Source organism: Pseudomonas sp. AMR01, assembly GCF_041946035.1.
Classification (GTDB): Bacteria; Pseudomonadota; Gammaproteobacteria; order Pseudomonadales; family Pseudomonadaceae; genus Aquipseudomonas; species Aquipseudomonas antarctica_B.
Map to the genome: position 1 here is coordinate 19,941 of NZ_JAUTYR010000030.1, position 20,558 is coordinate 40,498.

The 20,558-nt window shown below is 51.2% G+C and carries 19 protein-coding genes; all 19 read right to left on the reverse strand.

Annotated elements, in window-relative coordinates; all coding sequences use genetic code 11:
- Positions 1-57: 57 nt before the first annotated feature.
- The gene (locus Q7C20_RS21130) at positions 58-1,086 is read right to left on the reverse strand and encodes a glycosyltransferase family 4 protein (protein ID WP_348060361.1); all 1,029 of its coding nucleotides are present in this window, start codon (positions 1,084-1,086) and stop codon (positions 58-60) included.
- Positions 1,083-2,042, reverse strand: coding sequence for a UDP-glucose 4-epimerase family protein (locus Q7C20_RS21135; protein WP_375069959.1), 960 nt, complete (start codon positions 2,040-2,042; stop codon positions 1,083-1,085). The genes Q7C20_RS21130 and Q7C20_RS21135 overlap by 4 nt, the downstream gene beginning before the upstream one ends.
- Positions 2,043-2,056: 14 nt before the next feature.
- Positions 2,057-3,184, reverse strand: a complete 1,128-nt coding sequence (gene wecB / locus Q7C20_RS21140) for a non-hydrolyzing UDP-N-acetylglucosamine 2-epimerase (protein ID WP_375069961.1) — start codon at positions 3,182-3,184, stop codon at positions 2,057-2,059.
- Positions 3,177-4,187 (reverse strand): nucleoside-diphosphate sugar epimerase/dehydratase, encoded by a 1,011-nt coding sequence (locus Q7C20_RS21145; protein WP_348060356.1) that lies wholly within the window; start codon positions 4,185-4,187, stop codon positions 3,177-3,179. Before Q7C20_RS21145 ends, wecB begins: the two co-directional genes overlap by 8 nt.
- 14 nt (positions 4,188-4,201) lie before the next feature.
- Positions 4,202-5,059 carry a dTDP-4-dehydrorhamnose reductase family protein gene (locus Q7C20_RS21150; RefSeq protein ID WP_375069963.1) on the reverse strand — a complete coding sequence of 286 codons (858 nt, stop codon included), beginning with the start codon at positions 5,057-5,059 and terminating at the stop codon, positions 4,202-4,204.
- A gap of 9 nt (positions 5,060-5,068) precedes the next feature.
- Complete coding sequence (locus Q7C20_RS21155) at positions 5,069-6,304, reverse strand: glycosyltransferase family 4 protein (RefSeq protein ID WP_375069964.1); 1,236 nt, start codon at positions 6,302-6,304, stop codon at positions 5,069-5,071.
- Position 6,305: 1 nt separating this feature from the next.
- On the reverse strand, positions 6,306-7,517 hold the full coding sequence (locus Q7C20_RS21160; RefSeq protein WP_348060352.1) for a glycosyltransferase: 1,212 nt from the start codon (positions 7,515-7,517) through the stop codon (positions 6,306-6,308).
- Between the two features lie 14 nt (positions 7,518-7,531).
- Positions 7,532-8,647: an EpsG family protein gene (locus Q7C20_RS21165; protein ID WP_375069967.1), complete on the reverse strand. Its 1,116-nt coding sequence runs from the start codon at positions 8,645-8,647 to the stop codon at positions 7,532-7,534.
- Entirely contained in the window at positions 8,647-9,927 is a 1,281-nt protein-coding gene (locus Q7C20_RS21170; protein ID WP_375069968.1) for an O-antigen translocase, read from the reverse strand. Before Q7C20_RS21170 ends, Q7C20_RS21165 begins: the two co-directional genes overlap by 1 nt.
- Positions 9,911-11,056 (reverse strand): dTDP-4-amino-4,6-dideoxygalactose transaminase, encoded by a 1,146-nt coding sequence (gene rffA, locus Q7C20_RS21175; RefSeq protein WP_348060347.1) that lies wholly within the window; start codon positions 11,054-11,056, stop codon positions 9,911-9,913. Before rffA ends, Q7C20_RS21170 begins: the two co-directional genes overlap by 17 nt.
- A complete protein-coding gene (locus Q7C20_RS21180) occupies positions 11,040-11,612 on the reverse strand; it encodes an acyltransferase (protein ID WP_348060345.1) in 573 nt (190 codons plus the stop codon). The genes rffA and Q7C20_RS21180 overlap by 17 nt, the downstream gene beginning before the upstream one ends.
- 266 nt (positions 11,613-11,878) lie before the next feature.
- Entirely contained in the window at positions 11,879-13,153 is a 1,275-nt protein-coding gene (locus Q7C20_RS21185) for a Wzz/FepE/Etk N-terminal domain-containing protein (protein WP_375069970.1), read from the reverse strand.
- A gap of 406 nt (positions 13,154-13,559) precedes the next feature.
- Positions 13,560-13,802, reverse strand: a complete 243-nt coding sequence (locus tag Q7C20_RS21190) for a lipopolysaccharide assembly protein LapA domain-containing protein (RefSeq protein ID WP_375069971.1) — start codon at positions 13,800-13,802, stop codon at positions 13,560-13,562.
- 24 nt (positions 13,803-13,826) lie between these two features.
- Positions 13,827-14,123 carry an integration host factor subunit beta gene (ihfB, locus tag Q7C20_RS21195; RefSeq protein ID WP_003189779.1) on the reverse strand — a complete coding sequence of 99 codons (297 nt, stop codon included), beginning with the start codon at positions 14,121-14,123 and terminating at the stop codon, positions 13,827-13,829.
- A 132-nt stretch (positions 14,124-14,255) separates the two neighbouring features.
- Positions 14,256-14,540 carry a hypothetical protein gene (locus tag Q7C20_RS21200; protein ID WP_348060339.1) on the reverse strand — a complete coding sequence of 95 codons (285 nt, stop codon included), beginning with the start codon at positions 14,538-14,540 and terminating at the stop codon, positions 14,256-14,258.
- Positions 14,541-14,700: 160 nt separating this feature from the next.
- Positions 14,701-16,395: a 30S ribosomal protein S1 gene (gene rpsA, locus Q7C20_RS21205; RefSeq protein ID WP_071483562.1), complete on the reverse strand. Its 1,695-nt coding sequence runs from the start codon at positions 16,393-16,395 to the stop codon at positions 14,701-14,703.
- Positions 16,396-16,514: 119 nt separating this feature from the next.
- A complete protein-coding gene (cmk, locus tag Q7C20_RS21210; protein ID WP_003172653.1) occupies positions 16,515-17,204 on the reverse strand; it encodes a (d)CMP kinase in 690 nt (229 codons plus the stop codon).
- On the reverse strand, positions 17,201-19,411 hold the full coding sequence (locus Q7C20_RS21215) for a bifunctional prephenate dehydrogenase/3-phosphoshikimate 1-carboxyvinyltransferase (protein ID WP_375069996.1): 2,211 nt from the start codon (positions 19,409-19,411) through the stop codon (positions 17,201-17,203). Before Q7C20_RS21215 ends, cmk begins: the two co-directional genes overlap by 4 nt.
- Before the next feature lie 28 nt (positions 19,412-19,439).
- Positions 19,440-20,552, reverse strand: coding sequence for a histidinol-phosphate transaminase (gene hisC, locus Q7C20_RS21220; protein ID WP_375069974.1), 1,113 nt, complete (start codon positions 20,550-20,552; stop codon positions 19,440-19,442).
- Positions 20,553-20,558: the final 6 nt, after the last annotated feature.

Here is a 20,558-nt window from a genome sequence, read left to right on the forward strand (position 1 = left end):
TGCTCTCAACGCCACACCTGGGCTCGTCAGAGCATCCAGTTCGGCTGCAAGTACTGCTTATTTGCCAACACCCAGCTTCTCAAGCTCACCAGCATGAAATTTTATCGCCAGAAGAACCAGCGGTAGATAAGCGAGGATCAGACCCCAAGCACCATCCAAACCGTATAAAACAACCCCCATTGCAATGGGCAACAGCCAGAATATATTGATGGCCGCCACTGCCAGAGTCACCGGAAGATGTTTGCCGAATTTGCGCGATGCAAATTGATAAGCATGGCTGCGATGAGCTTCGTAGACCTTGTCACCGCGCAATAAACGCCGTACCAACGTGAACGTTGCATCAACCACAAATATCCCCAGCAATATCAACCAGGCCCAGAAATAAGACGATTGGGCCCACGCAGCCTGAATAGAGAAGCAGGCCAAAATAACCCCCAGAAATCCACTCCCCGCGTCCCCCATGAATATCTTGGCGGGAGGAAAGTTCCAGAGAAGAAATGCCCCGACCGCTGCAGCTAATAACAAAGGCAACCAGATCATATCTTGATGGCCACTCATCGTATAAAGCAAACAGGCGCCCAAACAGGCACATATTGCTTCGACACTGGCGATACCGTCGATTCCGTCCATGAAATTATAGAGGTTGAGCATCCAAACTATATAAACCGCAGCCAGGAGGCTACCGACGATGCCGAGTTCCAGACGCCATCCGAAAACAGTTAGCGGAGCGAGTCCACTGAACCAAAACAATGCCCACGCTGCTGCGCAAAAATGGCCAACCAAACGCCAACGAGCTGCGATATGACCGTGATCGTCCATAAAACCCAACACCGCAACCAGAGATCCGGCCCCCCCTACCGCAATCAACGAATCCGTAGATGCCAGCCCCAGCCACCCCAACAGCGGAATAACAGCGAGGAAAGCAAGCACAATTGCTACCCCGCCGCCTCGAGGCGTGGGCACAGAATGTGAGCTGCGCGCATTCGGAATATCAATGATACTTCGCGACAGCGCGTATCGACGAATTACAGCGGTCATCACAAATGAGACCAACGCAACAGTAGGGACAATCCACCAATAACTCATTTCTTTTCATTTTCCATGAAATCCGACGCCGTCACCTTCAACGCCTCATCCACCGACAATGGAGGCGTCCACCCCAAAACGGAACGTGTAGCGCAAATATCAACCTGCAGTGAACCACACAAGCGTTGTGACAGGCTGCGCTTCCCCAGCATGTTCGCCCCTGCCCTCAAGAGTGCTGAGGGGACCGGAAGAAGACGCGCTGGCTTGCCCAATGCTGATGCCATTTTACGCAACAATACAGTGGTCGACAGGTCTTCACCGTCACTGACCATAAACGTCTGATTCGCCGCCGCAGGGTGACTGACGCAGGTGACGATCAAATCAACTAGGTTATCCAAGGCCACCAGACTACGAGCGTTATGAATAGCGCCAAAAGGCAATGGCACGCCTTTATGCAGCCAGCGCATCATGCTGCGAAAGTTAGCCTTCACACCAGGCCCATAGACCAGTACGGGCCGAATGATCACGACTTCCATTCCTGAGCTCGAGGCCAGCTCACGTAGGCCTTGCTCGGCTTCCATTTTAGAAACACCGTAAGGGTCCGACGGGTTACCCACTTCGTCAGCTGTAAAAGGCGCGCCCGGTGTAGTGCTTTCACCATTGACCTTTATCGAGCTGAGAAATATAAACCGCCTTGCACCCGCCTTTGCAGCCTGACGAGCGAGGTTTAACGTGCCCTCAACATTCACGCGACGAAAAGCCTCCAACGGATCAGCTTCCTGATCATTCATGACATGGACGCGCGCAGCGCAATGCACCACCGTATCAACACCACTAAGTTCGGCCGAGAAACGCGCGGTCGCAAGGTCGTCGAATCGGACGACCTGCTCTGCTTCAGGGCAGGTAAAACGCTCGCCCCTGGCAGCGACAGTGACTCGAATATCAGCCCGAGCGGTTAAAACTTGAACCACCCGGCGACCAACAAATCCCGATGCTCCTGTCACAAATATGTGCACGAAAAGCTCCTTGCTTACGACTTAGACCAAACGGTGCGGTTAATGTAATCGGTATAACTATGTACGATTCGCACGACTTTTTTGGAAACTGCGCCGCCAAGGTAATCATCAACCACTGCAATGGAACGCTCGCCGCGAACATGTTGTGATGTCACTACACGAACAGCATTGAGGACGCGCTCGGTTTTCAAACCACACATAATCAGCGTGCCCTCATCCATACCTTCCGGGCGCTCATGAGCGTTGCGGATGGTGACGGCCGGCAGATTCAAAAGGGAAGCTTCTTCTGTAATCGTGCCGCTATCAGACAGTATGCAGTACGCGCCCATCTGCAACTTGATGTAGTCCAGCAAGCCAAACGGCTTGACGAAACGAATCAATGGATGATCCAGCGATTCGCCCAATGCCTCGAGGCGCTTACGAGTACGAGGATGCGTAGAGACAATCACCGGATATTGATATTGGTCCGCTAACGCCTTCAATGAGCTGAGCAAATCGCGCAGATTCTCGGGTGTATCAACGTTCTCCTCCCGGTGCGTGCTGACGATGAAATAACGTCCCGTCTCGAGCCCTTCTCGTGCCAACACATCTGACGCTTCGATCTTGGGCATGTAATGGTTCAAGACTTCTTCCATGTGGGAACCCGTCTTGACAATGGTCTCCGGACGCACGCCTTCATCGAGCAGGTATCGACGAGCGTGTTCGGTCAGCACCATGTTGATATCGCTTAAGTGGTCCAATACCTTGCGGTTCAGTTCCTCGGGCACGCGCTGGTCAAAGCAACGATTGCCGGCTTCCATGTGAAACACCGGAATTTTTCTACGCTTGGCAGCGATAACTGCCAAACACGTGTTGGTGTCACCGTAAAGCAGCAAAGCATCCGGCTTTTCTTTTTCGAAAAGCTCATCGGACTTTTCGATGACCTGCGCAATAGTCTGAGCAGCCGTCTCGCCGACGGCACCTAGAAAGTGGTCGGGTTTACGGATCTCCAAGTCATCAAAAAACACCTGATTAAGCTCGAAATCGTAGTTTTGACCAGAGTGGACCAAAATATGATTAGTATGCTTATCCAATTCTGCGATCACGCGACTCATTTTAATGAGTTCCGGACGGGTACCTACCAGGGTCATAACCTTAAGCATTGAGTTGCTCCTGAATGAAATCCAGTTTTAGCAGCAGCTTCTTCACGCCCTCAACGTCAAGGCGTTCGGTGTTATGAGAGGTATAGTCGTCCAATTCGGAAATCTCGGTTTCGCCTTCCACAAAGTACTTCTCGTAGTTCAGGTCGCGATTATCCGCCGGAATACGATAATAGCGGCCCATGTCTTCAGCTTTCGCCATTTCCTCACGAGAAATCAACGACTCATACAGCTTCTCACCATGGCGGGTGCCGATGACTTTAATCGAGTTCAAGCGGTTGAAAAGTTCCTTTAGCGCCTGGGCCAGAACTTCCACCGTGGATGCAGGTGCTTTCTGGACAAAAATATCGCCCTGCTCAGCATGTTCGAATGCATGCAGCACCAAATCGACCGAGTCTTCCAAGGACATCAGGAAACGCGTCATATTAGGATCGGTAACCGTCAGCTCTCCACCCTGCTTGAGCTGATTAATGAACAATGGGATTACTGAACCACGCGACGCCATCACGTTACCGTAGCGAGTGGAGCAAATAACCGGACCGGTTTGTGGAATCATACGGGACTTGGCGACTACCAATTTTTCCGCCATCGCTTTGGAAATGCCCATTGCGTTGATCGGATAAACCGCTTTGTCGGTGCTCAATACGACAACACGCTCCACATTATTGGCAATCGCCGCGTTCAAAACGTTCTCAGTACCCAGAACGTTTGTCTTGACGGCCTCCATCGGGTAAAACTCGCACGAGGGAACTTGTTTGAGTGCGGCGGCGTGGAAAATATAATTAACCCCGACCATAGCCTGGGAAATGCTGTTGTAGTCACGCACATCACCGATGTAAAACTTTACTTTGTCATTGCCGAGCGCAATGCGCATATCTTCCTGTTTTTTCTCATCACGACTGAACACGCGAATTTCTTTTACGTTCGTATCGAGAAAACGTTTTAACACCGTGTTGCCGAAAGAACCTGTACCACCGGTGATCATCAATACTTTATTGTCAAACATACAAAACTCCTAAATTATCGCTGAGCGCGCATAAACTTAATAAGATCAGGCCACACCGGCGGCACGTAACCGACCGCTTCACGAAAGCGCGTCGAATCCAGAGAGCGGTCAATTACCAATTTCTCATCAGCAATGATGTCAATGTTCTTTTCATAGACCTTGGCGATTTCATTCAACAATGTAAACTTGTCAATGGGTGCCACTGAAACGTGATAAAGCCCAAACAGCTCTTTGTTAGGCAGCACAAAATCGACAATGATGCGAGCCAACTCTGCGGTAGGCACACCGGAAAAAATGGCCTTCGTGAAACCTTTTACCGCCCCTTCCTGAGACAAGAACCAATCAACCAAGGAGGAGCAACTAGCCAGTTCGTGACCAATTATAGAGGTCCGCAATGTAATCGCATGCTTCTCATCATGCAGCTCACCAATGAACTTGGATTTACCGTACAAGTCTTCCGCATCAGACAGATCCGACTCAACGTAAAGACCTTTAGCGCCAGTAAACACACAGTCGGTGCTGATATGAACGAGGCGCGCGTCAGTGAGTTTGCATAGTTTGGACAAGCGATGCGGCAACATTGAATTCAATGGCAACGTTGACAGCGGGTCTTTGGCGTGAGCCAACTGCTTAATCAAGCCGACGCAGTTGATAACAACATCCGGTCGAGCTTTCTCAAACACACCAACTAGCGACTCATAGTCAAGAACATCGATATCAGGAAAAAAGTTATCCTTGTGCTTTTCTTCAAAGTACTTCATCCCACCTTTTCCACGCATAGTGCCGAAAACACTATGTTCGGTATGATTGGCTATATACTTGAATACAGCACTCCCTAACATTCCCGTCACGCCCAGCACTAATATTTTCATCATTAATCTCTAAGATTTCGCAGCCCGTTCTTTAATAATCTGCACCAATCGGCGGCATTGGTTCTTCATCTCGTAATTATTACAGAAAAAACTATAGCCTGCCGCCCCATAAGCAGCCCTTTTTTCCGGAGTGGCCGCATAAAGCGCCTCTATATTCTTGGCCAGCGCAGCGGCGTCCTCGGCAGGTGAGCAAAACCCAGCCCCCGCCTGAGCCACGACCCTTGCCCCCTCACCGTCCAAAGCAGCCAGAACAGGCTTACCGGCCGCCATATAAGCCTGGATCTTGCTGGGGATTGTCAAAGTAAATATCTCATCGCGCTTAAGCGTGACCAGCAATGCGGCACTCTTGGAAAACAATTCGGGCATCATCGACGATGGTAGCCGTCCCACCAGCTCCAAATTGTCCAAATGATGCTGGCGCTTCTGCTCACGCATCCATTCAAGTCGGCTGCCGCTACCCACCACCACTATCTTACAATTCAAATGACCTAAAGCTTTTGCCGCATCGATAATGGTTTCCAGGGACTGCGCAAAGCCTAGGTTACCGGCGAAAACCACACAAAAATGGGATGATAATAACTGGCTGATCTCAAGCGGCAGTCGCTCCGCAGCATCCGCGCTGACAGATGGAACGCGATAGGAATTAGGATAATAAACAATTTTATCTTTCGAGGCATATTTTGCTGCGGATGAAATAAAAGCTTCAGATTGAACCAGAATGGTATCGGCCTGAGCGTATATGAAGCGCACAAGATATCCAACGATCTTGAGCAAAAGAGCATTTTTTATAAACCCGGTAGCCTTAAGTGTTTCCGGCCATAGGTCTTGCACCCAAACCATCAAGTGAGCATTGCTGGCGCGTTTCAGCGCAATTGCCGGAATAGCCGCGGTAATGGGTGAAACAGCAAATACTATAAGTGCATCAAACTGCTTACCTGCATTTTTTTTCGGGAAAAACCTTACCCCATTTATCACGAAAGACAGGTAATTGAGTACCAAATTCTTGGCGCCTCCGGCCTTTCTCGGCCTCAACGGAGCTCGATGAACTTTTATCGCACCCTTATACAAGTGCTCGCTACAGGCATTTTGGTCATAGCCCTCGTAGGTTTCTCCCTCCGGATAGTTCGGTTGCCCAGTGAACACTTCCACGTCGTTGCCTAACGACGTCAATTCTTCAACAATATCATTGATAATAAAGCTCTCAGGATAAAAGTACTGAGTCACAATCGCAATATTCAAAGACATATCAATTCACACTATCAAATCTGGATTTTAGCCCACGGGGACCTTGTACTATCACCGATTTAAAAAACGACAGCATCGCAAGCCAACGGTTCATCTTCATATCGAACATCGGCTTGCGATTTGATAGATCCACCAACCTCTGTGACGTTTCGATGATGTCAAACGACTTTGCCTTCGTACGATGCTGATTGGAGACCTCAAGATACTGCTCGGGGCCTAACGCCTGCAGCATTGCAATCGTATCCAGAATACCTACCCTCGTTGTTGTTGCAGACTCCTCATTATATGAGTAGCCGGAAACATCCGAAAACAACCCGCAGGTGAGTGGCTTTTCTATAGATTCAATACCCACGACCGAAGGAATCCCCGCCGCCGACGCTTCAATGATCGTCGTCCCAGAACCTACGAAACAAAAGGCACCTTCTAGGATAGAGGGAAGTTCTGCGTATTCCACCTCCCCTTTAAAGTGCACATACTTACTGACGCCACACGCTTGTGAAAGGGACTCGAGGGCCGCGCGTTCAGGCCCGTCACCATAAATAAAATACTCAAAATCAGCCTGCTTACGCAGCTCGGCCAGCTGTGAGATCACATGCTTGTTGTAGACCTTGAAGTCCACCAGACGGCCAACCGACACGATCCGCAATGAAGACTGCAGTGGCTGCCGACTAGCGTAGCTCTCGAAGGAGATACCCAATGGCAGAATATCTAACTTATCAAGTTCGACATGAGTAAATGCCGACGCCATTTCAGCAGTTCTTTCGTTAGGGAACAGCGTCAGTTCAACATTGCGATCATAGAGTTCGAGCATCTTTTTTCTAAAGTAAATATCTCTCCCACGCCACCAGCAAATTTCTTTCGAATGGTAGATACCAACGCTCACTGATGTAAAACTCAAGTACGACTTATTCAGAAAAACATAGGCCAGCGTTAGAACATCTACCACATGCACAATGTCATAATGAGCCTTATCCCGCTTGGCAGGTATAAGCGCGTTGATCCAGCTTGACGCCTGAAAAAAAGGAACGTGCTCCACAACATTAATGGTGGCATAGCGGGAAAGCTCTTTGAACAAGCCTGCGTCGCTCTTATTCGAGAGTAGCGTCACGGTGACCTTGTGACCCGCCATGTTAAGGTGCTTCGCCAAGCGGACCACGTAGGTTTCGACCCCGCCGATGGACAGGCCTCCCATCACAAATAAAATATTTTTCATATACTCACCAAAAATTATAGAAAGTCAAAAAAAACTTCTGATCCGCCCGTCCAGCCGGAGTTGCTACTCAAGTTCAGATACAACGTTCCGAAAGCATAAAGACAGACCAGCAAAAATCCAAGCTTGCGCCCAAGTAAATGCACAGCAATCATTGGGAGCAAGATATATTCAAACATTGAAATACTTGCGTAGCCGCGCCCAGCCAGAATGGCGAAGTCGCCGAGTACAATTCGCAGGAACGTGGCGCAATAAAATATACAGAAAACCAGGTTAAACGTGGGATAACGCGCTTCAAGTCGTCGCCAGCACACCAGTGCACCCACCACGATTACCAAGTTTTTGATATTGACCATATCGAAAAGCGGCAATGCGTAGCTGTACATATCAGCGTTGAGATACAGTTCAATTTTTTCGCCCACGAATCCAAAAAGAGCGGCGTGGCGCAGTACTGATTTAAAATCAATGAACACAGCCAATAAAATTAGTATGACGCTGACGAAAAGGTACAAAACTCTTTTTGGCTTCATCGCGTACAGTGCGAGAGGAATAATAAAAAACACTGACGATACGTGGACTAACGTGGCAGCTAAAAAATAAAGCGCCAACTTCATGTAGCGCTGCCTGTATAAATACGTCGCTGCATAAAACAATAAGCCAGATGCAATACCCAGTCGTATCGCGTTCAACTCTTTCGCAAGATAAAAATGCGTGAAATACACCAACACACTCAACGCAAAGTAAGGAGAAAAATAACGAATACTCCTTATATTGAGCGTCACCGCCAACAGCGAACTAAAGCCAAACAAAACGAAGGAATTCTTTCCTATCATCGCCAAAAATGAGAGAAACATAAAAAAGCCAAACTCGACATTAAACGTCGAATAGCTGTAATCACAGTAGATATTTTGACAATCCAATAACGAAGGGATTTCGTTAGCCATCTGCAGATAAGCAAGGTCATCGCTGCCTACACCCGCAACTCTTAACGTCGCCAAGAGTATGAGGGGAAGCCCCATTAATACCGACACTACAACGGCTGGCAGGCGCCGATCACTGAGCATATCAAACGCCGCTACCATCACGATAAATCCAAATACGAGGTACAACGGGAATACAAATTCCAACCCCATTATCTGCGCACCCAACAAACAAAGCCTATGATGGAAATCACGAAGAAAATCATGTAGGCCAGCATGTAGGAGTACATAACACCATGAATGCCGCCCATTTTTTCTCCCACAGAAAACGTCAACCCAACAAATAGAAGTGCTTGCATGACTTCAGACAGGATATACAGTTTAGTCGCGGCTTTTGCCACAGCAACAAATCCAACCACATAAGCCGCCACTTTGAAGAAGTCGCCAATCAATTGAAATATAATGAAATTTTCGAGATCATGAAATTCAGAAGACAATAAGAGTGGAATAAAAAAGTGACGCCCGAAGTACAAGACGCTTCCCCCCATCAAAAATACCGCCATCACCAGCAGCATGAATTTGACGACATGCACAGTGATAATTGACTTGTCCTGAATGGCTGAAATCATTGGCATAAAATAGGAAGCCAGGAAAACGCTGAAAAACCCGATATAGGCGCTCGACAGTTTTATGCTGCCTTGCCAAATCCCGGCCTCAGAATAACCAACTTGTGCAATAAGCGATTGCCTGATAATTATTTCAACAACCGGAAACATTACTGCGCTGACCAGTAACATCAGCCCGAACCTCGAAAATTTCTTGGCGAGCGCCATGTCGAATTTGCGCCATTTAAGCATTCGCAAAATCGGCACATTCCGTAGAAAAACCTGGGAAATAAGCAAGGGCATAGCAAATATTGCCAGCATGGCAATAGCAGCGCCGGGCAAACCAAACGCGTAAATCAACCACCAGATAACAGGAAGCACAAGCACATTAGAAACAACTTGAACGATTGCGTTAACCCTTAACTTTCCGAGACCGTTAAAAAATCCGGAAAACAAAATATTAAACGCGAACACGACCTGAGCAAACGCCAGCAATAAAACAACCCAATAATATTCAGCTTCGCCAAAAACAAATATAGAAATTCTTTCTGAGAACGCGCATAGCAACAATAATGAGACAACACAAAAACTCGACGCATAAAAAACGGCTGTAGAGAACAAGCGATCCAGTTTGAATTGGCTGTTCTTAAACTCTGCGACATACTTGATCACGCCATGACTGATACCACCGCCAGCCAACAGAACGGCAATGGACACCAAACTCATGAAGTGACCCAATTTACCCAGGCCATCCGCTCCCAGGTAAAGAGCAATCAGTTTCAGAATCACAAAACCAACAAGTATCTTAGATGCTTGAGCGGCGCTTGTAAAAAAAGCGCCGACCAACATACCATTACCTGCGGCTTTTAATTTACCGGCCGACGGCATCAACGGCTCCTATCACGGAGTCAATTACATGTTGCACCTCAACATCGGACATTCCGTACCATATTGGCAAACGAATCAGGCGCTCACTTTCCTGAGTGGTAAAACGGTCTTCACCTACAAACCGACCCAGTAATACACCGGCAGGAGCGCTGTGCAGTGGCACATAGTGAAATACAGCGCCGACACCGGCAGCATTCAAATATTTAATACACGCGGTGCGCGCCATCATATTTTTAACTTTGATGTAAAACATGTGAGCATTGCCAATACAGTCAACCGGTGTTGTCGGGATCTCGATTAAACCATCGGCGACCAACCCACCGAGAGAAGCTTCGTATCGGCGCCAGACACTCAGCCTGAAATCATTAATTACATTCGCACGCTCCAGCTGACCAAACAGATAAGCCGCCTGCAACTCTCCAGGCAGGTAACTGCTACCAATGTCAACCCAGGTATATTTGTCAATCATGCCTCTAAAAAACTGACTACGATTGGTACCTTTTTCACGGATAATCTCGGCACGACCAATGAAACGCTTATCGTTGATCAGTAGCAATCCACCCTCACCGCCACTTGTATAGTTTTTTGTTTCGTGAAAACTATAAGCAGCCAGATGGCCAATCGTACCCAACTGTCGGCCTTTATACGTAGACATCATGCCCTGAGCGGCATCTTCCACAACAAACAGGCCATGGCGCTGTGCAATGTCCATGATAACGTCCATTTCACAGGCAATACCTGCATAATGAACAGGCACAATGGCCTTAGTATTATCAGTAATGGCTGCTTCAATCAGTGTCTCATCAATATTCATTGTATCTGGACGAATATCGACAAATACGATCTTCGCCCCACGCAACACGAATGCATTCGCCGTACTAACAAAGGTAAAGCTAGGCATAATAACTTCATCGCCCGGCTGAATATCAATCAAGATAGCGGCCATCTCGAGGGCCTGAGTACACGAAGGCGTCAGGAGCGCTTTTTCACACGAAAACGTTTCTTCAAACCAGCGCTGGCAACTAACGGTGAAGTCACCATCGCCCGACATTTTGGCACTACGCATTGCCTGCGTAACGTATTGATCCTCGTTGCCGGTGTAAGGCGGTTTATTAAATGGAATTTTCATCGTGCTCACCGTTAAATTCTTTTTCTAATTTAAGTAAATCTTTCTTTCGCTCTTTGACTCTTTTTGCAGGGATACCGGCATAGATGCCCCAGGCATCAGTGCTTTTCGTCAAGAGCGCCATCGCACCGACTGCACAGCCTTCGGCGACTACTACACCTGGAAATATGACGGCTCCTGCACCCACGATGACATGCTTGTGCAAGTGCACCGCTGAAAAAATTTCTCTCTTATATTTTTTGGGAACGAGAGAATTAGTTAGCGTTTCTCCGCTGTAATCATCAGACTGGGAAAACACTTTGACGCCATAGGCCAGCGTACAAAAATCATCGAGAAAAACACCAGGTGTTCCGCCCGCCACAAGACACATCGGTGTTATGTGATTAAACTTCCCGAGCTTTACTTTCCCAGAAATCACGCAAAAGTCATCAATTCTGGAGAAGTCGTCAATTTCTATTTCATCAGCATTATAAATGCTGGCGCGATCACTGATCTTCACCCCTTTACCGAGCTTTTTAAAACCCATTTTAGCTAACTGATCGCTTGATAAATATGCCATAAGCTCCCTACAAGTATCCGACAGGGTCAGGATTTTCAGTGACCTTACCGCATCGCTTCATAGCGATGCTCGCGCCCTGAAATTTCACCACAATTTTAGACACATTTACGCAAAGGCAATAGCACAATTACCAAGCGCCTATCCCCCCGCTCCACTCATCCTCACCACCAGCGCAAGCAAAGGACGAAAGCCCGTCAAAAACACTCAAATCACCGGTGCTTACAGGCCTTGCGCTCACTGCGAATGTTTTTTTTGACTGCACAGGATCATTTAGCTTGCTTTTTCTTGCGTAAGACAGACCGAAACACTGCCAAAGCAGTACCGAAGATCAAGCCCAGTATAAAACCACCACCTATGATAAGGGCCTTTTTGGGCTTGTAAGCGCTCAAAGGCTCTAACGCGGCACGATCGATAGAGACCAGCTTGAGGTTATCCATATCGATATTTAGATTGCGCAAGCGCACCATTTCAGCGCGCAATGGTTCGACACCTGCTAGAAAAATATCTTCATTCTCCCGACGCTTCAGCATCTCAACTTCTCGATTGGACTGCAGCATCTGCAACTCTTTGGCAATTTGAGCTATTCTGGATTCGGAAAAATCGTCGGATCCTCGCTGAGCAAGCGCCCGCCGCTCTGCCTCAAGCGCTTCCACGCCCATGAAATAAAGCGGTATTGGCTGATTGTTAATCTCTGTGCGCATCACGCTGTTTGAGCCCTTCCGAGTCGTATCTCCAAGCGAAGAGGGCGTCGCTGGCTTCGAAATACCCAGCGACCGAGCGATCCCGATCGCTTCGCTCAATTGAGCGATACGATCGACCCGCGTAGTCTTAAGCTGAGCGCGCAGCGCTTTTAACTCATCCTGCAACCTAGCGCGCTTAACGTTATCCGCCTCAAGCAATGATGCTATCTTTGCCTCTTTATTGGTTTCATAACTGGCGCGTGCAGCGTTGAACTTTCCGGAGATTTCATTTAGACGATTTTTAATGATGACGTTTAAATCAGCCGCTATTTGCTTGCGCTCATTGGTTATGGCGTACTCAACAAAGCTATTGAGGATAGTTACACCATCAACACCTTTGGGATAATTCATTTCAAGTCCAATATAGGCACTTAAAGAGTCTGATTTTTTAGGGTCGGGCAAAATCAATCTTATTGAGTTTCGGTTAAATTCCTCGAAACTCTGTTCCAGCGTGCGCCCCGGCCGCTCAAACTCACGAAATAGCGGCTGATTAGCCCTAAAGAAACCCAAACGAGTCTCATACGACTCCAAAGACGCTCCCAACTTTAACAGTGCTTCTCCTGGGGGAAGTTTGTAGACCTCCGACCGATTCAATGCGTCTAACTCGTTTATTGCAGCCGGTCTTAACACGCTGCTTACCTGATACTCCTGGGTCGCCAAGAAAGCGTACGCGACCGCGAGGAACACAAAGCCAGACGTGACTTGCACAATGAGCTTTTTTTCCTGCCTGACAGCTTGAAAAAGCGCGACGAGATCGATTTCGTCGGAGGGATAAAGCGAGGACGCACGAAAACTACTCACAACAAAAACCTGCCTTCAAATAGAAACTGCGGGCTCGTTATGCAGACAATTGTATGTATTTTTTATTTTAGTTATATGACCTTCAAAACCCGGCGTCTCTGCCAAATTTCGAGCACACAAAATGTCCGTTATCGAGAACATATTCCATTTTGCCATCTCTCTGACATATTACAAGTCTTGACAGGTCTGTAGGATTATTCCTATTTAGCTAAAAATAGCAGTTATAAACGTGTAGAAAAATACGATAGCGAAAAAACCAGAAAGGCTATACAGGCGCACGAGGCCGCAACCATGCTCGCAAACCGCAGAGCCCTAAGGCCCACGAGATGGTTAAATCGAATACAGATTAGTTTCTGAAAAACGGCGTTGTTACCCAACCATCAGGCGCCACAAACGTAATAGCTCGTTAGCCACGCCCAGCAGATGGTAATTTACGACGACGACCGCAAACCACGACACCTAATAGCGGCCCGATGAGCATCCCTAGAATCAGCGCCAACACAATAAATATCGCTACCGGAATCTGCGCAGTTGCCCACCCAAAAAACGAAAGAGAAACACTCTGCTGGTTTTCCAATACAAAACCTATAACCACAAGCGCTGCAACCAATGCTGTGGTTACTAGCGCAACGCGCTTAACTCCACGCATAAATTTCTCCTGCTCCAAAGAAACTCAGACGCCCTCTTCCTCTTCTTCGTTCACCCGATCTCGCAATTCCTTGCCCGGCTTGAAGTGAGGTACAAATTTTCCGTCAAGGCTGACGGATTGCCCGGTTTTCGGATTACGACCTACACGCGGCGCGCGGTAGTGCAGAGAAAAGCTACCGAAGCCACGGATTTCAATTCGATCCCCAGTCGCCAGGCATTGGGACATTTGTTCAAGCATGGTCTTGATAGCCAGCTCCACATCCTTGGATGAGAGCAGCCCTTGATGGGTGACAATTCGTTCGATCAACTCCGACTTCGTCATATTTTTCCCTTCTTTTTCAAGCAGCTAGGAAAAGCGCTTCAAAGGTTTTAGCATGACTTGGTGAATTTGAAAAGCCCACCGGACAACTTATCTGCACCAAACATGGACGCTCCCAAGGGCCGCGTTTTAACTTCATTTGCAGATCACCAACATGGTGCGAGTGACGGCACCAGCGGGGTTCCATCCGAACGGGTAATCACCCTCTTCGTCCTTGGCGTCGCTGGACCGGGTGACAACCTTATAGCCCTGCATCTTGCACTCACGAGCGGCTCGCTCCTCGCACTTCCCCCAGTTGGAGCCGAGCCCCGAGCAGTCAACCTCAATGCCACTGACGCCTCGCTTGACGTGGGTCTTGGCACTGGTGGCGGTACACCCTGTAAGCACTATCACCGCAAACACTAAAATAAGCCTGTTCATTCAAATCCTTATTGAAGCAACAACACGAGAATTGCTTTTCTTAAACTATAGTCAGTTCTGACACTGAGCTATACGCCTTCGTTCTCGCTTGTTGATTCAACGAATTTCAGGCACAAAAAAGGGCGACCGAAGTCGCCCTTTTTCTATGGTCTGACAGAACTTAGTTCTGTTTTTCCATTTGTGCACGCAACAGGTCGCCCAGAGTGGTAGGACCAGCAGCAATTTCAGAGGTAGCTGGCTTATCGCGCAGGCTCTGGATTGCTTCTTTCTCTTCAGCATCGTCTTTCGACTTGATGGAGAGCTGGATTACGCGGCTCTTGCGGTCAACGCTGATGATCTTGGCTTCTACTTCCTGGCCTTCTTTCAGAACGTTACGCGCGTCTTCAACGCGGTCACGGCTGATTTCGGAGGCTTTCAGAGTCGCTTCGATATCGTCGGCCAGAGTGATGATGGCGCCTTTAGCGTCAACTTCCTTCACGATGCCCTTAACGATTGCGCCTTTATCGTTGTCCTGAACGTATTCAGAGAACGGATCGCTTTCCAGTTGCTTGATACCCAGGGAGATACGCTCGCGCTCTGGGTCAACCGACAGGATAACGGTGTCCAGCTCGTCGCCCTTCTTGAAACGACGAACAGCTTCTTCGCCAACTTCGTTCCAGGAGATGTCGGACAGGTGAACCAGGCCGTCGATGCCGCCGTCCAGACCAATGAAGATACCGAAATCGGTGATCGACTTGATGGTGCCGGAGATTTTATCGCCCTTGTTGAACTGGCCAGAGAAATCTTCCCATGGGTTAGATTTGCACTGCTTGATGCCGAGGGAGATACGACGACGCTCTTCGTCGATGTCCAGAACCATAACTTCCACTTCGTCGCCGACTTGTACGACTTTCGAAGGGTGGATGTTCTTGTTGGTCCAGTCCATTTCGGAAACGTGTACCAGGCCTTCCACGCCTTCTTCCAGCTCAGCGAAGCAGCCGTAGTCGGTCAGGTTGGTAACACGCGCGGTAACGCGAGTGCTTTCTGGGTAACGAGCTTTGATAGCAACCCATGGATCTTCGCCCAGCTGCTTCAAGCCCAGGGAAACGCGGTTACGCTCACGATCGTACTTCAGAACCTTGACATCGATCTCGTCGCCAACGTTGACGATTTCGGAAGGATGCTTGATACGCTTCCAAGCCATGTCGGTAATGTGCAGCAGGCCATCGACGCCACCCAGATCGACGAATGCGCCGTAATCGGTGAGGTTCTTGACGATACCTTTGACTTGTTGGCCTTCCTGCAGGGATTCCAGCAGAGCTTCACGCTCGGCGGAGTTCTCTGCTTCCAGGACGCTGCGACGGGAAACGACAACGTTGTTGCGTTTCTGGTCGAGTTTGATGACCTTGAATTCGAGTTCTTTGCCTTCCAGGTGCGTGGTGTCGCGCACTGGACGAACGTCGACCAAAGAACCTGGCAGGAACGCACGGATGCCGTTAACGTCGACAGTGAAGCCGCCTTTAACCTTACCGTTGATAACGCCCTTAACCACTTCTTCAGCTGCGAAGGCTGCTTCGAGAACAATCCAGCATTCAGCGCGCTTGGCTTTTTCACGGGACAGCTTGGTTTCACCGAAACCGTCTTCAACCGAGTCCAGAGCAACGTGAACTTCGTCACCGACATTGATAGTCAGGTCACCAGCATCGTTGTAGAACTGTTCCAGCGGGATCAGAGCTTCAGACTTCAGACCAGCGTGAACGGTTACCCAGCGAGCTTGGTAATCGATATCAACGATAACACCGGTGATGATGGAGCCTGCCTGAAGGTTCAGGGTTTTTAGGCTTTCTTCAAAGAGTTCCGCAAAGCTTTCGCTCATTTTAATTCCTGTTGATAAGGGCGAAGAATACGCCCATCTCCACACCCCAGACGGTGTGGGTCAGTTTCAATTAAAAGAAGCACCACAGGACTATGACTGGTCCCCTGCAGCCTTCTTTGTCACCCGGCGATATCGCGAATGGCGATTTCACTCAGAATGCGTTCCAGCACCTGCTCGATGGACAACTCCGTGGAATCCAGCTGTATGGCGTCAGCCGCCGGCTTGAGCGGGGCTACCGCACGCTGGGTATCACGCTCATCGCGTGCACGGATCTCATCTAGCAGACTCGACAGACTAACACCATCGACTTTGCCCTTCAACTGCAAGTAACGGCGGCGAGCACGCTCCTCGGCGCTGGCGGTCAGGAAAATCTTCAGCGGCGCTTCCGGAAACACCACCGTGCCCATATCGCGGCCATCCGCCACCAGGCCCGGCGGCTCCTGAAACGCCCGCTGGCGCTGCAGCAAGGCGTCACGCACGGCCGGCAGCGCGGCGACCTGTGAGGCCCAGGAACCGACTTGCTCATTGCGCAGGTCATCGGTCACATCGTCCCCTTCGAGGATGATGCGCTGGGGATGACCTTCAGTCGCCCCGACAAACTGGACATCAAGGTGCGCCGCCAGCAACTTCAGGGATTCTTCATTGGTCAGGTCGACGCCATGGTTGCGCGCGGCAAATGCCAGCAGGCGATACAGCGCGCCGGAGTCGAGCAGGCACCAGCCAAGGCGCTTGGCCAGAATGCCGGCGATCGTGCCTTTGCCCGAGCCACTTGGCCCGTCGATGGTAATCACCGGTGCTTTGATATTCACAATTGAGCCTCTTGGGCAACACGGATGCCGACGTGGGCACACAGTGTAAGAAAATTCGGAAAAGATGTAGCAACATTGGCGCAGTCACGGATACGAATCGGCGCCGCCGCCCGCAGGGAAGCCACGCTGAACGCCATGGCAATCCGGTGATCGCCGCTGGCATGCACCTCGCCACCGCAGATCAGGCCACCATCAATGATAATCCCATCGGCTGTCGGTTCACACTTCACGCCCAGCGCCAACAGACCATCGGCCATGACCTGAATGCGGTCAGACTCCTTGACCCGCAGCTCTTGCGCGCCCCGCAACACGGTTCTCCCCTCGGCACAGGCAGCGGCAATGAACAGCACCGGAAACTCGTCGATGGCCCGTGGCACCAACGCCTCGGGAATCTCGATCCCCTTAAGCCTTGCTGCACGCACCCGCACGTCAGCGACAGGCTCACCGCCCACTTCGCGCTGATGTTCCAGGGTAATGTCCGCGCCCATCAACCGCAGAATATCGATAACGCCGGTGCGTGTCGGGTTGATGCCGACATGCTCCAGCAACAGCTCGGAACCCTCGGCGATCGATGCCGCCACCAGAAAAAACGCTGAAGAAGAAATATCCCCCGGCACTTCGATATGGGTCGCCGTCAGCGCGTGACCAGACTCCACCGACGCCGTCGCGCCTTCCACGGCGACCGGATAACCAAAGCCGCGCAACATGCGCTCGGTATGGTCACGGGTCGGCGCAGGCTCGGTCACCGATGTCTTGCCCTCGGCATACAAACCCGCCAGCAACAGGCAGGATTTAACCTGCGCGCTCGCCATCGGCATCGAATAGGCCAGACCCTTGAGCGCTTGCCCGCCCCGAATGGTCAGCGGTGGACGCCCGTCCGGCGCGGTTTCGATCACAGCGCCCATTTCCCGCAGCGGCACGGCCACGCGGTTCATCGGGCGCTTGGACAAAGACGCGTCGCCAGTCAGCACGCTGTCAAAACGTTGTGCCGCCAGCAAGCCGGACAACAGGCGCATCGACGTACCGGAATTACCCAGGTAGATCGGCCCCGGCGCTGGCTTCAAGCCGTGCAAGCCCACGCCATGAATGGTGACGCGCCCATGGTGCGGGCCTTCAATCACCACGCCCATGTCGCGAAACGCCTGCAAGGTCGCCAGGGCATCTTCGCCCTCCAGAAAACCTTCGACCTCGGTGATGCCTTCGGCCAACGAGCCCAGCATGATCGAACGATGAGAGATCGACTTGTCGCCCGGCACCCTAATACGTCCGCTCAAGCGGCCGCCGGGGTTGGCGAGGAACGTCAGCTCATCAGCGCTCACTGCGGTTTCCATATAGGCCCGGCGAGCCAGGATCTTGCTGAAATGTTCACGCGCCACCCGCGCACGGGTGAACACGCCCAATAATTGATGGCCATCGCCGGCATCGACTGCGTCGCGCAAGGCGTCGAGGTCGCTACGGAAGGTGTCCAGGGTGCGCAACACGGCCTCGCGATTGGCGAGGAAGATGTCGTGCCACATCACCGGGTCGCTGCCGGCAATCCGCGTGAAATCGCGAAAGCCACCAGCGGCGTAACGGAAGATATCGAGATTTTCGTTGCGCTTGGCCAGTGAGTCCACCAGACCAAAGGCCAGCAGGTGCGGCAAATGGCTGGTCGCCGCCAGCACTTCATCGTGGCGCTCGACCTGCATGTGCTCCACATCCGCCCCCAGCACGCGCCAAAGACGATCGACCACGGCCAATGCTGCAGGGTCCGTTTGTTCGAGCGGCGTCAAAATCACTTTATGACGGCGGAACAGTTGCGCATTCGACGCCTCGACCCCGCTCTGCTCGGAGCCCGCGATGGGGTGGCCCGGCACGAAACGCGCCGGCATACCGCCAAACGCCAATTGCGCCGCACGCACCACATTGCCCTTTGCGCTACCGACGTCCGTCAGAATCGCCTGGCCGAGGTCCATGCCCGCCAACAACCCGAGCATTTTCTCCATGGCCAGGATCGGCACCGCCAGCTGGATCACATCAGCGCCCTGGCACGCGAGCGCAAGGTCTGCTTCACAGCGATCCACCACACCCAACTCAACCGCCAATTGGCGCGAACGCGGGTCCAGGTCCACACCGACCACTTCGCCACACAGCCCACTCTCACGCAGGCCTTTGGCGAAGGAGCCTCCGATCAACCCCAGACCTACCACCACCAGGCGACCGATCATAGGCACGGCAGGTTGCAATGCAGTGACATCAACCACGAGCCAGAACCTTGGCCAGCGCCTCCAGGAAGCGGGCGTTTTCAGCCGGCAAGCCGATGGTAATGCGTAAATGGTTCGGCATGCCGTAATTGGCCGTCGGGCGCACGATCACGCCTTCGCGCAACAGCCCCTGAAAAACCGGAGCCGCCTCTTGGCCGAGGTCGACACAGATGAAGTTGCCCCTGGACGGAATCCAGCCCAGGCCCAATTCACGGAAACCTTCCTGCAGTTGCAACATGCCGGTTTCGTTGATGCGACGACTTTCTTCCAAGTATTCGGCATCCTGTACCGCCGCACACGCCGCCGCCAAGGCAAGGCTGTTGACGTTGAACGGTTGGCGAACGCGGTTCAGCACATCGGCCACTACCGCGGTGGACAAGCCGTAGCCAACCCGCAACGACGCCAGGCCATACGCCTTGGAGAATGTGCGCGATACCAGCAGGTTCGGGTAGGCCGCGAGGAAGTCCAGGCCGTCCGGCAGATCGCTGCCTTCGGCGTACTCGATGTAGGCCTCGTCCAGCACCACCAGCACATGCTCCGGTACATCCTGCAAGAAGTCGTTCAGCGCCTGGGCGTCGAACCAGGTGCCGGTCGGGTTGTTCGGGTTGGCAATAAACACCACGCGGGTTTGCGCGTCGATGGCCGCCAGCATGGCAGGCAGGTCATGCCCCCAATCCTTCGCAGGAACAACACGGGCATCAGCACCTACGGCCTGCGTCACGATCGGATAGACCGCAAACGCATGCTCGCTGAACACCGCATTCAGACCGGGCGCCAGGTAAGCGCGACCGACCAGCTCAAGAATGTCGTTGGAACCGTTACCCAGCGTGACCTGGTTCAGCTCAACGCGGCATTTTTCCGCCAGCAGAGACTTGAGGGCAAAACCGTTGCCGTCCGGGTAACGCGTCAACTCGGCCAACTCTTCACGAATCGCCGCCAACACCTTCGGGCTCGGGCCCAACGGATTTTCGTTGCTGGCCAGCTTGACGATGTTCGCCGGGTCCAGGTTCAACTCGCGCGCCAGCTCGTCCACAGGCTTACCTGGAACGTAAGGCGACAGTTGTTGCACGCCCGGCTGAGCCAGGGCGAGGAAGTTGCCACTCATGTTAAA